General features: G+C 64.1%; 12 protein-coding genes. 6 read left to right on the forward strand and 6 right to left on the reverse strand.

The features are described from left to right. Window positions 1-163 precede the first annotated feature (163 nt). Entirely contained in the window at window positions 164-1,573 is a 1,410-nt protein-coding gene (locus tag BBX50_RS20075; RefSeq protein ID WP_065777094.1) for a nodulation protein NfeD, read from the forward strand. Window positions 1,574-1,575: 2 nt separating this feature from the next. Then, the gene (locus BBX50_RS20080) at window positions 1,576-2,367 is read left to right on the forward strand and encodes a slipin family protein (RefSeq protein WP_065777095.1); all 792 of its coding nucleotides are present in this window, start codon (window positions 1,576-1,578) and stop codon (window positions 2,365-2,367) included. 15 nt (window positions 2,368-2,382) lie between these two features. Here the strand turns inward: BBX50_RS20080 and BBX50_RS20085 are convergent, their stop codons facing one another. The 5 genes from BBX50_RS20085 to BBX50_RS20105 form a co-directional block, all read right to left on the reverse strand. Continuing rightward, window positions 2,383-3,195, reverse strand: a complete 813-nt coding sequence (locus BBX50_RS20085) for an inositol monophosphatase family protein (RefSeq protein ID WP_065777096.1) — start codon at window positions 3,193-3,195, stop codon at window positions 2,383-2,385. Window positions 3,196-3,227: 32 nt separating this feature from the next. After that, window positions 3,228-4,289 carry an ABC transporter ATP-binding protein gene (locus tag BBX50_RS20090; RefSeq protein WP_065777123.1) on the reverse strand — a complete coding sequence of 354 codons (1,062 nt, stop codon included), beginning with the start codon at window positions 4,287-4,289 and terminating at the stop codon, window positions 3,228-3,230. A gap of 8 nt (window positions 4,290-4,297) precedes the next feature. Continuing rightward, a complete protein-coding gene (locus BBX50_RS20095; RefSeq protein WP_065777124.1) occupies window positions 4,298-6,535 on the reverse strand; it encodes an iron ABC transporter permease in 2,238 nt (745 codons plus the stop codon). A gap of 138 nt (window positions 6,536-6,673) precedes the next feature. Then, on the reverse strand, window positions 6,674-7,699 hold the full coding sequence (locus BBX50_RS20100; protein WP_065777097.1) for an ABC transporter substrate-binding protein: 1,026 nt from the start codon (window positions 7,697-7,699) through the stop codon (window positions 6,674-6,676). 176 nt (window positions 7,700-7,875) lie between these two features. Continuing rightward, a complete protein-coding gene (locus BBX50_RS20105; RefSeq protein ID WP_244513205.1) occupies window positions 7,876-8,922 on the reverse strand; it encodes an ABC transporter substrate-binding protein in 1,047 nt (348 codons plus the stop codon). Between the two features lie 192 nt (window positions 8,923-9,114). Here BBX50_RS20105 and BBX50_RS20110 point away from each other — a divergent pair, with 192 nt between their 5' ends. Both BBX50_RS20110 and BBX50_RS20115 read left to right on the forward strand, forming a co-directional pair. Continuing rightward, window positions 9,115-9,855, forward strand: coding sequence for a response regulator transcription factor (locus tag BBX50_RS20110; protein ID WP_065777098.1), 741 nt, complete (start codon window positions 9,115-9,117; stop codon window positions 9,853-9,855). After that, window positions 9,852-11,945 carry an ATP-binding protein gene (locus BBX50_RS20115; RefSeq protein WP_065777099.1) on the forward strand — a complete coding sequence of 698 codons (2,094 nt, stop codon included), beginning with the start codon at window positions 9,852-9,854 and terminating at the stop codon, window positions 11,943-11,945. Before BBX50_RS20110 ends, BBX50_RS20115 begins: the two co-directional genes overlap by 4 nt. Window positions 11,946-11,968: 23 nt before the next feature. On the opposite strand, the gene BBX50_RS20120 is transcribed toward BBX50_RS20115, so the two are convergent. Further along, entirely contained in the window at window positions 11,969-12,610 is a 642-nt protein-coding gene (locus tag BBX50_RS20120; RefSeq protein WP_065777100.1) for a phosphatase PAP2 family protein, read from the reverse strand. A 505-nt stretch (window positions 12,611-13,115) separates the two neighbouring features. Between BBX50_RS20120 and BBX50_RS20125 the strand changes: the two genes are divergently transcribed. Then, window positions 13,116-13,811: a response regulator gene (locus BBX50_RS20125; protein WP_065777101.1), complete on the forward strand. Its 696-nt coding sequence runs from the start codon at window positions 13,116-13,118 to the stop codon at window positions 13,809-13,811. Beyond that, entirely contained in the window at window positions 13,808-14,980 is a 1,173-nt protein-coding gene (locus tag BBX50_RS20130; protein WP_065777102.1) for an ATP-binding protein, read from the forward strand. Before BBX50_RS20125 ends, BBX50_RS20130 begins: the two co-directional genes overlap by 4 nt. Window positions 14,981-15,029: the final 49 nt, after the last annotated feature.

Consider the following 15,029-nt stretch of genomic DNA (forward strand, 5'->3'; position numbering starts at 1 on the left):
GCGTTGCGCCGAGCGTGAACTAGCAGATAGCCGCAATTCTCCAGTCTGTCATTACGCCTGATGGCCGCGGGTGCGCTTTGCTTCGTCCTAACCTTGTGTTGTGCTATCATGGCGAGGTGAACACCTTTTTGAGGGTGTTGCGCATGCGAGGTTTTGACGACGGATGTTGCGAATCCTCACTCTGTTGCTCGTTCTGATCTCACCATTTTCGTTTCCAGCTGCGTTGCGAGCCGAAAGCGATCGGGTCGCCTTGGTTCTGCACGTCAACGGCGCCATCGGCCCGGCGACGGCCGAATATGTGGTGCGCGGCCTGGAGCGGGCGGCCGAGCGGCGGCTTCCCCTGGTTGTGCTGCAAATCGATACGCCCGGAGGTCTCGACAGCTCGATGCGCGACATCATCCGCGCGATCCTGGCCTCACCGGCGCCGGTGGCGAGCTTCGTCGCGCCGGGCGGTGCGCGTGCTGCAAGCGCCGGCACCTACATCCTCTACGCCAGCCACGTCGCCGCCATGGCGCCAGGAACGAATCTCGGGGCTGCGACGCCGATTGCCATCGGCGGCGACATGTTCGGCCAGGGCAAGGACGGAGACAGCGGCAAGGACGGCGATCAGTCCGGCGGCAAGCAAGGGGGGCCGCAAAGCGCCGCCGAAGCGAAGCTCGTCAACGACGCTGTCGCCTATATTCGCGGTCTGGCCGAACTGCGCGGTCGCAATGCCGACTGGGCGGAGCGGGCAGTGCGCGAGGCCGCAAGCCTCTCGGCCGAGGCAGCCGTGCGGGAAAAGGTCGTCGACCTCGCGGCCACGAGCGTGGACGACCTTCTGAAGCAGGCAAACGGCCGAACGGTGCGCGTGGGACAGCAGGACGTGGTGCTCGACACCTCCGGTCTTGCGATCGAGGACTTCGTGCCGGACTGGCGCACGCGGCTGCTTTCGGTCATCACCGATCCCAACATCGCGGTTATCCTCCTGATGATCGGCATCTATGGTTTGTTTTTCGAATTTCTGTCACCGGGATCGGTCGCGCCGGGCACGATCGGCGGCATCAGCCTGTTGCTCGGCCTCTACGCGCTTGCGCTGCTGCCGGTCAGTTTCGCGGGCATCGGGCTTATTCTGCTTGGGATCGGCCTGATGGTAGCCGAGGCACATTCGCCAACTTTCGGTATCCTCGGTGCCGGAGGCAGCATAGCGATCGTGCTCGGTGCCGCCATCCTGTTCGACACCGATACGCCGGGCCTGCAGGTCTCTTGGTCTGTGCTTGCCGTGCTTGCCGCCGCAAGTCTGGGCTTCAGTCTGCTTGTTGCGCGGCTCGCGTTCCGTACTCGCCGCCACGCGGTCGTCACGGGAGCCGAGCAGATGATCGGCATTGGCGGCAAGGTCGAAAGCTGGGCGGGTGCGGGCGGCTACGTCGTCACCCATGGCGAGCGCTGGCAGGCCGTGAGCAATCAAACGCTATCCAGGGGCGAGGACGTGACGGTCGTCGGGCGCAACGGTTTGACGCTCGAGGTGGCCCGCAGTGAGCAGAAAAGCCAGGGCGCTCCCGCCTCGACGGGAGCACAGGCCGAAACGGAGGAATGATCATGGACATGTTCGGGAGCCTTTTCGGGAGCCTTGCTCCCTTCGCCGCCCTACTGGTGCTCATCATTCTCGTCATCGCCTATGCGATCCGGATCCTGCGTGAATACGAGCGCGGCGTGATCTTCACGCTCGGCCGCTTCACCGGCGTCAAGGGGCCGGGCCTGATCCTGCTGGTTCCCTATGTCCAGCAGATGGTGCGGGTCGATCTTCGGACCCGGGTCCTGGACGTGCCGAGCCAGGATGTCATTTCCCATGATAACGTTTCGGTGCGGGTCAGCGCCGTCATCTATTTCCGGGTCATCGATGCGGAGAGGTCGACGATCCAGGTCGAGGATTTCATGATGGCGACGAGCCAGCTGGCGCAGACCACCCTGCGCTCGGTGCTCGGCAAACACGATCTCGACGAGATGCTGGCAGAGCGCGACCGTTTGAACGAGGACATCCAGAAGATCCTCGACAGCCAGACCGACGCCTGGGGTATCAAGGTGGCGACCGTCGAGATCAAGCATGTCGATATCAACGAGAGCATGATCCGCGCGATCGCCCGCCAGGCGGAAGCCGAGCGGGAGCGGCGCGCCAAGGTGATCAATGCCGAGGGCGAGCAGCAGGCGGCTACCAAGCTGCTTGAGGCTGCCGAGATCCTCTCCCGCCAGCCTCAGGCGATGCAGCTGCGTTACTTGAGCACATTGAATGTCATAGCCGGCGAGAAGAACTCGACGATCGTCTTCCCGTTCCCGATGGAGATCGGCGGGCTGTTCGGGCTCAAGACCGACAAGCCCACCGGCCAGACGTGAGCGCTGAGAGGGCGGTCAGGCTGCCGCCCGTTCCAGATTGGCGACCTTGAGCAGATCGTCGACCGCGCCGGGCGCAGCCGCCAGGACCGGTGCCCAATGCGTCAGCGCCTCACCGCGCGCCGGGAAGGGCAAGGTCCAGCCGCCAGCCTCGGACACAAGGCAATAGCCGCCCAGGCAATCCCAGGCATGCATGTAGGGTTCGTAGTACCCGACGAGCCGGCCGGCCGCGACATAGGCGATCATCAGCGCGCCGGAACCGTTGCGCATGAAGTTGCCGCCGTCCGCAAGCAGGCGCTCAACGATGGCGCCCATCTCTCCGGGTTTTACCTGGTCATTGGCGCCAAGTCCGGTGACGGCGTTGCGGATCGTGCGGGTGCCATCGAGACGAAGCGTCTTGCCGTTCAGCGTTGCGCCACGGCCTGTCGCGGCTGCGTAAAGCTCCTGATGGCAGGGCGACTGGATGACGCCGATGACCGGCCTTTCGTCATGCACGACGGCGATGGAAACACACCAGTTCGGCATGCCGTTGACAAACGGCGTGGTGCCGTCAATCGGGTCGAGCACCCAGGTGAAGCCGGAGGAACCCTCCAGAAGCCCATGCTCTTCGCCGAGCACGCCGTCATCGGGAAAGGCAGCCGCGATCCTCTCGCGGATCAGGGTTTCGACGTTGCGGTCGGCGATCGAGACGACGTCGTGAGCGTCGCGCTTGGTCTCGATGACGAGCGTTTCCCGCTTCAGGAAGTAGTCATAGGCGAGCTGTCCGGCCTCCTCGGCCATGGACTTGGCAAGGGCGAACCGGGCATCGAGGCCGGTTATCTCGGAAGTCATGCGGCTGTCCTTCTCGTATCCAGTTTGAATATTCAGGCGTCAATCAAAGCAAGGCCGCGGCTGCGGAAACCGATGGCGACCTCGGTTGCAGGAGATAGCATTTCCTCAACCGCCTGATCGACAACAAACAGCAGGCCTGTCGATGTTTCGACCTCGTATTCGACGTGGCCACCGAGATAGGCCGCGCTGCTGATCGTGCCCGAGAGGGCAGCGCCCTTGGCCGGCGTCAAGGTGACCGCATTGGGGCGGACCGCGAGTTTCGACGGACCGGGGCGGGCGTTTCGCGACGGCAGGCGATGTTCGAGGCCGCCGATGCGGATCGTCGCCAGACCGGCATCCGCCGCGGTGACCTCGCAGGGCAGCACATTGGCTTCGCCCATGAAGTCGGCGATGAAGGTCGAGGCAGGCGCCTCGTAGAGGTCTCGCGGCGCGCCTTCCTGTGCGATCACCCCATCCTTCATGACGATGATGCGGTCGGAAACGGCAAGCGCCTCGTCCTGGTCGTGGGTGACATAGACGGCGGTAAAGCCGAGCCGTTGCTGCAATTCGCGGATTTCCGTGCGGACCTTGCGGCGCAGCCGCGCGTCGAGGTTGGAAAGCGGCTCGTCGAGCAGCAGAACCTGCGGTTCGAGAACGAGGGCGCGGGCGACGGCCACGCGCTGCTGCTGCCCGCCGGAGAGCTCTGCCGGCAACCTTTGGCCGAGGCCTCCCAGACCGACAAGCTGCAGGCCTTCCTCTGCACGCTCACGCGCTTCCTTCTTCTTGATGCCCGACGATTCGAGGCCATAGGCGACGTTGTCGAGCGCCGACATGTGCGGAAACAGCGCATAGGACTGAAAGACCATCGACACGTCGCGCTCATTGGCCGGCAGCATGGTGACGTCCTTGCCGCCGATCAGGATCTTGCCGGCGGACGGATGTTCGAGCCCGGCAAGCATGCGCAACGTCGTGGTCTTGCCGCAGCCGGAGGGGCCAAGCAGGGTGACGAGCGTGCCGGGCTCGATGGTAAGCGACAGATCGTGAATGGCGGTGAAGGCGCCGAACTGCTTGCGCACGTTCTGGAAAACGACCGAGCCGGTGCGCGGGGAGTTCATCTGGGTGCTCATGCGGTTTTCTCCTGGGAAATGGTGGTGGCGGCCGGGCGGGCCGGAGCGGCACTGAGGACGCGGTTCTCGCGCCTCAGCTTGCGTTCGCCGACGAGGAGTTGCAGACCGATGATGACGGTGATCATCACCAGGATAAGGGCCGAGGAATAGGCGATAGCCACCCCGAACTCGCCGTTCTCAACAAGGCCGACGATGTAGGCGGTCGCCATGTTGTATTCGGCGCTGACGAGGAAGACGACGGCGCTGATTGAGGTGATTGCCCGGACGAAAGAATAGACGAGGGCCGCGACGATAGCGGGCCGGAGCAGCGGCAGGATGACCTTGCGCAATGTCCGGAAACTCGTTGCCCGAAGCGTCAGCGACGCCTCGTCGAGACTCTTGTCGAGCTGGCTCATTGCCGCAATGCCGCCGCGCACGCCGACCGGCATGTTGCGGAAGACGAAGCAGGCAATCAGGATCAGCGCCGTGCCGGTCATTTCGAGCGGCGGCAGGTTGAAGGCGATGATGTAGCTGATGCCGATGACGGTGCCGGGAATGGCGAAGCTCAGCATCAACGCGAACTCGAAGACATCGCGACCGGCAAAGCGCTGGCGCACGATGAGATAGGCCGTCAGCAGTCCGACAACAGCGGTGAGCGGAGCTGCGAGCAGCGAAATCTCCATGGTCGTCCAGAAGGAGTTCCAGGCAACGCCGGTCCAGGCGATCGCGCCGTCCACGACGGAGATCGAGAACGCCTTGGCGTAGTGGTCGAGGGTCAGCGAATGGTCGAGGCCCCAGGTCTTCACGAAGCCACCGAAGAGGATCATGCCGTAGACGACGACGGTGAAGATCATCCAGGGAATGACGACGGCATGAACGCCGATCGACACCGAGCGTGGCAGAGCGCTGTGTGCGCCGGAGTCGCCCTTGCCGGTGACCGTCGAATAGTTCTTTCCCGCGAGCCAGTAGCGCTGGGCGAGGAAGGCCGAGAGCGTGAAGCAGAGCAGGATGATCGCGAGCACGGCTGCGCGTGACGGATCGTTCTGCGCACCGACGACGGCGAAAAAGATCTCGGTCGAAAGCACGCCGTGGCTGCCGCCAAGCACAAGCGGGTTGCCGAAATCGGCCATGCTTTCGATGAAGCCGATCAGGAAAGCGTTGGCAAGGCCCGGCTTCATCAGCGGTAGCGAGACGGTCCAGAAGGTGCGCCAGCGATCGGCCCTGAGTGTTTGAGATGCCTCTTCCATCGACGGGCTGACGCCTTCGACGACGCCGATCAGCACGAGGAAGGAGATCGGCGTGAAGGAGAGGACCTGGGCGATCCAGATGCCGGTGAGGCCATAGAGCCAGCGACCGGGTTCGATGCCGAAGACATCGGAAAGAAATTCGGTGACGACGCCGGCGCGGCCGAAGAGCAGGGTCAGCGCCAGGCCGATGACGAAGGGCGGCGTGATGATCGGCAGCACCGTCAGGAGCCGCATGCCCTTCTTGAAGGGAAAGCGCGTGCGGGTGGCCATAAGTGCGAAGGCAAGGCCGAGAAGCGTCGAACCCGAAGCGGTCATCAGCGCCAGCCAGAGGGTTCGCCAGGCGACGCCACAGCGGCCCTCGCCGATGATGCAGCTCAAGCTCCAGATCGAGCCGTCCCGGACGTTGCGGATGAAGCCGTCAGGCTTGAACGAGCCGTCGAAATCCTGGACGGAAGCGGCGAACATGCTGCCGACCGGATAAAAGACGAAGACGATGACGAGGCAGACGAGCAGCGAAATCGACGCGACGAGGAAGGCGTCGCCCTTGAGCACGCCGCGTTCCGCAAGCCCGAAGGCGAACAGGAGCACAAAGGCAAGCGCTGCAAGCACGGCGCCGGCGCCCATCGACGGCTGTCCGTCGGACATAGGTCCGAACAAGGTCTCGCTGATCGTCCAGGTCCAGCCGGTGAAACCGATCGCCAGACCCTGCAGGGCCAGAAAGACGACACCCGTGGCACCGGCAATTGCGAGCATCATGCCGCGTCGGTCCGGGTCGCGAACAAAGCGTGCTGCAACTGAGATGCCGAAGAGTAGCAGCGCCACGCCAAGCCATGTGCGGCCATGGGCGAAGATCTGCGCCAGGCCGGGGGCGACGGCCGGGTCGGATGGGAAGCCGGTGAGCCAGCCAAGGCCGAAGAAGCCACCTTCGACGCGATACCAGGGGACAGCCAAGAATGCGGCCAGTCCGAGCCCGAGTGTCAGGTCGAGCCTGCAGTTGCGATGTTCCATGACGGTCCTCGCGAGATTTGAAATGAAAACGATGTGACGTCGCGCCGCTCCGGCGGCTGGGCCGGAGGCGGCGATCGAGCGTCGATGCCGGGTGCTGCCGGCCGGATCAGTCATCCGGCCAGCACATTCCAGCGACGATCAGTTGGCGGCGGCGCCAACTTCGCGGTCCCAGCGCTCGAGCAGCTGCTTGCGCTTCTCGGCGTCACCGAAGGTGGCGAAGTCGTAGTCGATCAGCTTGATGTCCTCGAACCGCGGCGCCTCCTTCGGCACTTCGGCTGATTTGTTGGAGGGGAGCTGGAAGGACTTGGCATCTTTCATGCGCGACTGTACCTCGGGCTTCAGGGCCCAGTCGTACCAGGCCTTGGCGCTGTCCAGGTTCTTGGCGCCGCGGATGATCGACATGGAACCGATCTCGTAGCCGGTGCCTTCGCAAGGGGCGATCGCCTTGATCGGGAAGCCTTCCGCCGTCTGCGACACCGCGTCATGCATGAAGACGATGCCGAGGCCGGTCTCGCCGCGTGCGGCCGCCTTTACCGGTGCCGAACCCGACTTGGTGTATTGCGCGATATTGCCGTTGAGCTTCTTCAGATAGTCGAAGGCCTGGTCTTCGCCCATGATCTGCACCAGCGAGGCGAGCGCCGTATAGGCGGTGCCCGACGAGTTCGGATTGGCCATCTGGACCTCGCCCTTCAGTGAAGTGTCGAGCAGGTCGGCCCAGCACTTCGGCTCCTTCAGGCCCTTCTTCGAGAAGATCTCGGTGTTGTAGCCCCAGCCGAGCGCGCCAGCATAGACGCCAACCGTGCGGTAACCCGAGCCTTCGGCCTGCTTCTTTGCCCAATCCTGGAGTTGGTCGAGCATAGGGGACTTGTATTCGAGCGTCAGGCCGTCGGAAGCTGCCTGAAGGTGCGGGTCGCCGGTGCCGGCCCACCAAATGTCGGTCTTCGGGTTGCGCGCCTCTGCGCGCACCTTGGCATAGGTTTCGCCCGAGGACAGGCGCACCATGTTGACCTTGATGCCGGTCTCCTTCTGGAAATCGCCAGTCATCTGTTCGCAGATCACGACGTCTGCCGAGCAGATGAGATTGAGGCTGCCGGCGGCCTGCGCCGGCAGGGCAGCGAGCGCCGTTCCGGCGAAGAGCACGAGGGAAAGGGTTTTCGTTTTCATGGGTGGCATCCTCCTGTTGCCGTGGTTTATTCAGGCGCGAGCGAGACACGGCGCGGCCATCGGCCTGCCCGCCGGGCAGCACGTTCGCGATTTCGGATTTTCGGCATTGCTGGATCGGACTGATGAAAATAGGTGCGGTTATTCGCCCGCATCCTGCTCCAGCTTATTGCAAGCGATCAGTTCGTCGCGGCGATCTCCGCGTCGAACCTTTCGAGCAGTCGACTTCGTTCTTCCGGCGAACCGAAGGTGGCGAAGTCGAAGTCAACCATTTTGATCAGCGAGATATCGGGTGCGCCAGGCGGCAGGCCGGCGCGGGCATTGGACGGTACCTGGTTCTGGCCGGAGGCCGCACCGGTTGCCTGGCCTTCCGGGCTGAGCGCAAAATCGACGAAGCTTCGGGCGGCTTCCAGGTGGCGTGCGCCCTTGACGATGCTGACGGCGCCGATTTCGTAACCGGTGCCCTCGCAAGGCGCGACAATCACGAGCGGCCAACCTGCCTGCTTCTGCGTAACCGCGTCATGCATGAAGGAGATGCCGATGAGCGTTTCACCGCGCGCCGCCGCCTTGACCGGCGCCGAACCGGCGGTGGTGTATTGATCGATGTTGCGGTTGAGGGCGGCCAGGAAACGGAAGGCTTCATCCTCCCCGAAGAGCTGAACCAGGGTCGCAAGCGTGGTGAAGGCGGTGCCGGATGAATTCGGATTGCCGCTGCGGATGTGGCCGCGATAGGCACTGTCGGCGAGGTCCTTCCAGCAGGTCGGCGCCGGCAGCTTCAGCTTGGCCAGAAGTTCCGCATTGTAGGCAAAACCAAGCGCTCCGGCATAGATACCGGCCGATCGGCCCCCGGAAATCGCAAAGAAATTCTGCGCCCACGGCAGCATGTCGCGCTCATGCGCCGGCTGGTAGCGTTCGAGCAGATTTTCAGAGCCTGCCTGCAGATGGGTGTCGCCGGTGCCACCCCACCAGACATCAACGGTCGGCGCGGCTTTCTCCTCGCGGAGCTGGGCGAAGATATCGCCGTTGCTCTTGCGGGTGACCGCGATCTCAAGGCCCGACTTTGCCTCGAACGCCGTCTTCATCGCGGTGCACCATGCTTCGTCGACACCGCACAGGACGGTGAGCGACGGCGCTGCCGAGCCCGTTGCGGCGGTGCACAGCCACAGGGCCACGCCCGCACAGATAGCGGTGATGCCTTTCACGATGTCCTCCCATTTGGAGCGCATGCGCCCCAATCTCCACACTCAGGATGTCCACATTCCCGGCTGGCCGCAACCCGCAGAATGGTTACCGTTCTTACAGCACGGCAGGGCCTGGCTGTTTCAAGATTACAAAGATTACAAATATGACAACGGGCATAACGCGAGCCGCTTTGAACATTGTGACAGCGCCGCCTATGATGGGGCGGGAGGAATAGCATGCTGAGTGAGAGGATACGGATTCTGATCGTCGAAGACGATCCGGACATGGCGGAGCTTGTCTCCGACCTGGTGGAGGCTGAAGGCTGGGTCCCGCTGACGGCGCCGTCGGCGGAAGTGGCCGCCGGCGTCCTGGAGCGGGAGACCGTGCATCTCGTGCTCGTCGACCACAATCTGCCGGGCGCGTCCGGGCGCACCTTCGCGCAGCGGCTTCGCGCAAGGACCAACATCGGCATCGTCATGGTGACCGCCGCTGGCAGCGCTGCCGACCGGGTGCTTGGCCTGGAAACCGCGGCAGATGACTATGTCGTCAAGCCGTTCGAGCCGATCGAGCTGACGGCGCGGATCAAGGCCGTTCTCCGCCGGACCTATCCGTCTCTGAAGCCGGAGCGGGAGGCAGAGCGCGAGCCCGAGCCTGCATCATTGAAGCTGGGCGATTGGTCGATCGACCTTAAGAGCCGTCGTGCCGTCTGCCTTGCCGATCCGGCAAGGTCGCTCACCAGCGCCGAATTTGCTCTTCTCGAAATCCTCGCCGAGACGCCGAACACGCCTGTCAGCCGCGCCCATATTCTCGACCGTCTGGGCGCCGAAAGCGACCGCTACATCGACCGTAACGTCGACGTGCTGGTGCTCAGGCTCAGGCGCAAGATCGAGCGCAATCCCGATCTTCCGCGCCATATCAAGACGAGGCGCGGCAAAGGCTATGTGCTGGACACGGATGATGGCGAGTTCAGGCCGTGATCAATCGTCCTTTTCTCTCCTCGATCGCCTTCCGTCTGCCCTTTGCGATCGCCTTCATCTGCGTCCTTGTCTTCGGACTGGCGACGGTTGCTGTCTTCGGCCTGCAGCGGGCGCGCGACGAGATGGCCGCTTACGGTTTGCAGGCCTTTTCCAGCCTTGCCAAGGCCTCCCTCGTCTCGCGCCAGGTCTCCGATCTTGTGTCCAGTGCGCCCTTCCTGATGAATGCGACATCGCCCTACCGGGTGTCGAGCGAAAGCCGCTCGGTCGTCGCGCAGGTCGATGCGTTGCTGCGCGCCATGGAGCCGGACAGCGGCAAGGCGGCGGTCAAGGGGTTTGCCAGCGGCCACATCGTGGAACTGCTGGAGGCGATCCGCACCCAGACCATGACGCTTGCCGGCGATGCGGAGTCGGCCCAGCAGCACAAGGCGGAGGCGGCAGCAGCGCTCGGCGAGATCGCGACCGGTAGCGGTGTCACTGACGCCGACGTCCGCCGCAGTCTCAATGCAATCGTGCAATCGGCATCCAATTCCGACAGCCTGTTCCAGCTTGGCGAGTTGCGGCGTCGCTACGTTGCCGAAACGACGCCGCGCCTGGAGCACGCCGGACCGGATGTTCGGGTTTCTGTCGCCGAACTGACGCCCTATGAGCGGGTCTTTCAGGCGCAGACGCACTACCTCTTGGAAATGTTCGCAATCCGCGCCGCAGTGGCACGGCTGCACACGGTTTCGCGTGACCTGTCGCATGCGACGGAAACGCAGAGCGAGGCGGTCGCCCGCGGCCTCAACGAAGATCTGGTCTCAACCTCCGATGCGCTGAGCCGCCTGCTCGTCATCGTCGCAGTCGCCTCGCTGCTCGTGCTTGTCATGGCCATCTTCTCCATCCGCTCGGTCATGCGGGTTTCGCGCGGTATCGTGTCGCTGTCGAACGGAATGAATGCGCTTGCGCAGGGCCGCCGAGACGTCGACGCGCCGACTTACCAGGGGACCGAGACCGAGCTCGTCCGGCTGCTGGAAGCCTTCAGCGCCTTTCGCGAGAGCGTCGCGCGCGTGTCGCGGCTCCGGCGCACGGCCGAAGCTGCCGCCCGGACCATCCGCTCGACGTTCCGCAACATGAACGAGGGCATCGCGCTCTTTGACCCGAGGGGCAAGCCGATCACCATGAACCGGCGCGTCATGGAGCTGGTCGGCTGGCCAGGCTCGGCCCGAAAGCTGCCGCTGCGCGCTTTCGTCGGCCCCATGCCGGAAATTGATCCGGCCCTGTTGCCCGCCGATGCCGATGCCGGAACGCTCGATGACCGCCTCGTGCTGCGTCATCGATCCGGGATCGGCCGGGTGACGGAGGTCTCGCTCTCACGCCAGCCAGACCGCGGTATCGTGCTGCTTGCCCGAGATGTGACGGACATCGATCGGCAGGAAGCGGAAGCCGTCAAGGCGCAGCGCCTGGACGGCATCATGCGCATGACCCATCAGGTGAGCCATGAAGTCGGCAACATGATCGGTATCATTACCGGCAGCCTTGGGCTCCTGGAGCGCGAAACGGGTTTCAACGATCGGCAGAAGCGACACATCGCCCGCATTCGCAAAGCGGCCGATCGGGGGCGGTCGCTTGCCAGCAGCATGCTGTCCGTCGGCAGCCAGCACCCGCTCCAACCGGGGGCGCTGGAGATCGGCGCGGTCCTGCGTGGCATGGCCGATGTGCTGGAAATCGCCGTTGGCGAGAAATGCCGTCTCGTCTTTGAAATCGCCGACGGTCTGCCAAACGTGCATCTCGATGCCGCTCTCTTCGAACAGGCGATCCTCAATCTCTGCCTCAATGCCGCCGCTGCGATGCCGCGCGGCGGGGCTATCCTGATCCGAGCCGCAAGCGGCGAGGCCGGGGTCGTCGTCTGCGTGTCCGACGAGGGGGTGGGCATGTCGCCGGAAGCGGTGGACAAGGCGTTCGAACCCTATTTCACCACGCGTGATGAAGAAGGCGGCGCCGGTCTCGGGCTTGCGGTCGTCTACGGCTTCGTTCGGCAAAGCGGCGGCGACGCCCGTATCATTTCCCAACCGGGCCTCGGAACAAGCGTGGAGTTGATCTTTCCGAGTTGAGGCGGGCGCCGATTGACGGTGACCTACGGACTGCCCCGGCGCGCGCACCGCAGAACGGCAGCATCGATGCGTTCGCCATTGTCGGAAAAGACCGACCACAACCACGCCATCAGCCAGAGCATCAACAGCCAGGCGAGCACGACGTCTGACAGGAAGTGCGCGCCGAAGACGATCCGGTTGAGCGAAAAGGCGAGGATCAGGGGGATGAGCGCCACGATCGCCGCACGGCGCCACTGAGCGGGCAGAAGCAGTGCGAGCGCCACGAGCGCGATCGCGGTCGCGGATTCGCCGGAGGCGAAGGAACAACTGCGGTTGCAGGCGCCCGAGACTTGCCAAGCGGGCGTGAACGGCAGAATTCCGCCGAACTCCAAGATCTCATAGGGCCGCGCCCGGCCGATCAGTCGCTTCAGCGCCTGGATGAGCAATCCCGGTCCGAGTGCATAGAAAGTGAGGAAAAACAGCGCCTTGTGCGGGCGCAGCAGCCGCGGTCCCGGCGCGATCATTTGCGCGACGAGCAGCGCCAGAACGCAAGGCAGAATGAAAACCGGCAGCATGCGGTTGAAGTCGCGTAGCGCCCTCAGCATCGGCTCTCGGGAAAGCGGAAAATCGCCGCCTGACGAGGCGGCCCAGCGCGAGACGGCAAGGTCGATGCCGGGGAAGGCCATGAAGATGAAAGCCGCGGAAATGGTCAGAGCACCGGCAGCGGTGACCGGCTGATGCTGAGCCCGGGCCCGTGCTTGTCCTGCCCATCGGCGTGGGCTGGCACGCCACCATCGGATGTTGCCTGAAGATGGTGCTGTGGAATGGAAGAGGCTGGACATGCCGGTCGCTCGCAGGTTGTCGAAGTGTGCGGGCCGGACACTTGCCTTGCTCTGTCAAGGCCGAATGGAGGGACAAGGGGCGCTTGATGCGCAAAAGAGGATGACCACATGCCGTTTGGTGCGTGCAGACGAAACGCCGCCGGGTCTGGCTCTTTAAATGGCCACCGAGCGCCTCACGTATCGATTGGCCCGGCGGACGGCGCCATTTGTCAAGAAACAGCGGAGATTTGTCGGGGGCTCTATCCGGAGGGCGGGTGGGGGCGCGCTGGCGCTGCTGGGATCAATTGCAAGCCTGATTTTTTCGTCCCATAAGCTGCGGATCACAACATCGGACCAGGGAGTTTGTTTTATGGTCGATAAGGGTCTCATCCTTCTGGCGGAGGACGAGCCGGAAATTGCGCAGATCCTCGATGCCTATCTCGTGCGCGACGGCTTCAGGACGGTCAGAGCCGCCGATGGCGAAACGGCGCTGACGCATCACGCCGTGCTGTCGCCCGATCTCGTTCTGCTCGACGTCCGCATGCCGAAGCTCGATGGCTTCGAAGTGCTGGCGCGCCTTCGGCGCGAGGGCAACACGCCGGTCATCATGGTCACGGCGCTGGCGGAGGACCTCGACCGCTTGACCGGGCTGCGGCTCGGTGCCGACGACTACGTGATCAAGCCGTTCAATCCGCAGGAGGTGGTGGCGCGCGTCAACGCCGTGCTCCGCCGTACCCGCAACGGCGCTGGCGCGACCGTGCTTCGCTTCGAGAATGTCGAGGTCGATCTCGACGCCCATGTCGCCTTTGTCGAAAAATCCGGCAAGAGGCAATCGGTGCCGCTGACACTCAGCGAGTTCCGCATTCTGGCGCATATGATCCGCCGCCCGACGCATGCCTTCGATCGCGCCGATATCCTCGATGCCTGCCTGCCGGACAGCGATGCGCTCGCCCGCACCGTCGACACCCACATCGCCAATCTCAGGCGCAAGCTGGAGGATCTCGGTGCCTGTGGTTTCTTCAGTGCGGTGCGTGGGGTCGGTTATCGTTTCGTGGAGCCGAGATGAAAATCAGCCTCTCGCGCCTGCCACTTGGCATTCTCACCGCGCTCGTGACGATCGTCCTGCTGATCATCAGCGTGTTCATCATCTATGCCGGCGTCGACTACATGGAGCCACGGCTGGAAGCGAAGATGCTTCAGCGGATGCCGCCGGAAGCGGCCCAGGCCTATACCGATTTCAATGCGGGTAAGCTGCCGAGCCAGGAATCGCTGCAGAAACTGCTCTCGACCATGCCGGAACTCGAGGAGTGGGCAAACTGGGAGGTGGACAAGATCATCCTCGGTTTCGGAATGACGGCGGTCACCTTCTGCGGGCTCGTCGGTTACTGGCTGGCCCGCAAGATCAGCCGGCCGCTCGAGGTGCTGGCCCAGGCGACGCAGGACCTCAGGGCGGGTGACTTCGCGGTGCGCGTCGGATCGATCCGCAAGGGTGCCAAGGAGGTGGCAACGCTCGTGAAGACCTTCGATGAGTTGGCGGCCGAGCTCGAGAATATGGAGAACCGGCTGCGTTTCAATACGATGGCGGTGGCGCACGAACTTCGCACGCCGCTGACGATCCTTCAGGGCAACCTTCAGGGCATGGCCGACGGCGTCTTCCCTCTCGAGCAGGAGAGGGTCCGGCAACTGCTGCTACAGGTGGAGGGGCTTTCCGCCCTGGTGGAGGATCTGCGCACCCTGTCGCTTGCCGCAGGCCAGAAACTGGTGACGCAGCGCCAGAGCGTCGATCTCGCCGCGGAGGCAGCCCAGGTTCTTGGGGCGTCGCGCACGCTGCTCGGGTCGGTGGGCATGTCCGTGGAGCTGTCGCTTCAGCCGGCCCAAGTCTCCGGCGACTCGCAGCGCCTGCGTCAGGCACTCCTGGCGCTGATCGAGAATGCCACACGCTACGCCGCGGATGGTGGTGTCCTGCGATGCGAGACGGGAAGGCGTGGTGCCGACGAGGCCTTCATCCGGCTGCTGGACCGCGGTCCGGGGCTGCCGGACGACGTTTCGACCCATTCGATCGACCTTTTCTGGCGCGGCGACGCCTCGCGATCACGGGCAACCGGCGGCACCGGCCTTGGCCTCTCCGTCGTTCAGGCGATCGCCAAAGCGCATGGCGGGCGGCTGGAATTCGCCTCGCGTGCCGGTGGCGGCGCAGTGATCACCATCGTCCTGCCGCGCGACAGCGCGGTCTGAACCCTCGGCCCGACGATCGCGGGCCGCATCACCAGTCGCTGAAGCGGGC

Source organism: Ensifer sp. LC11 (assembly GCF_001695835.1).
Taxonomy (GTDB): domain Bacteria; phylum Pseudomonadota; class Alphaproteobacteria; order Rhizobiales; family Rhizobiaceae; genus Ensifer.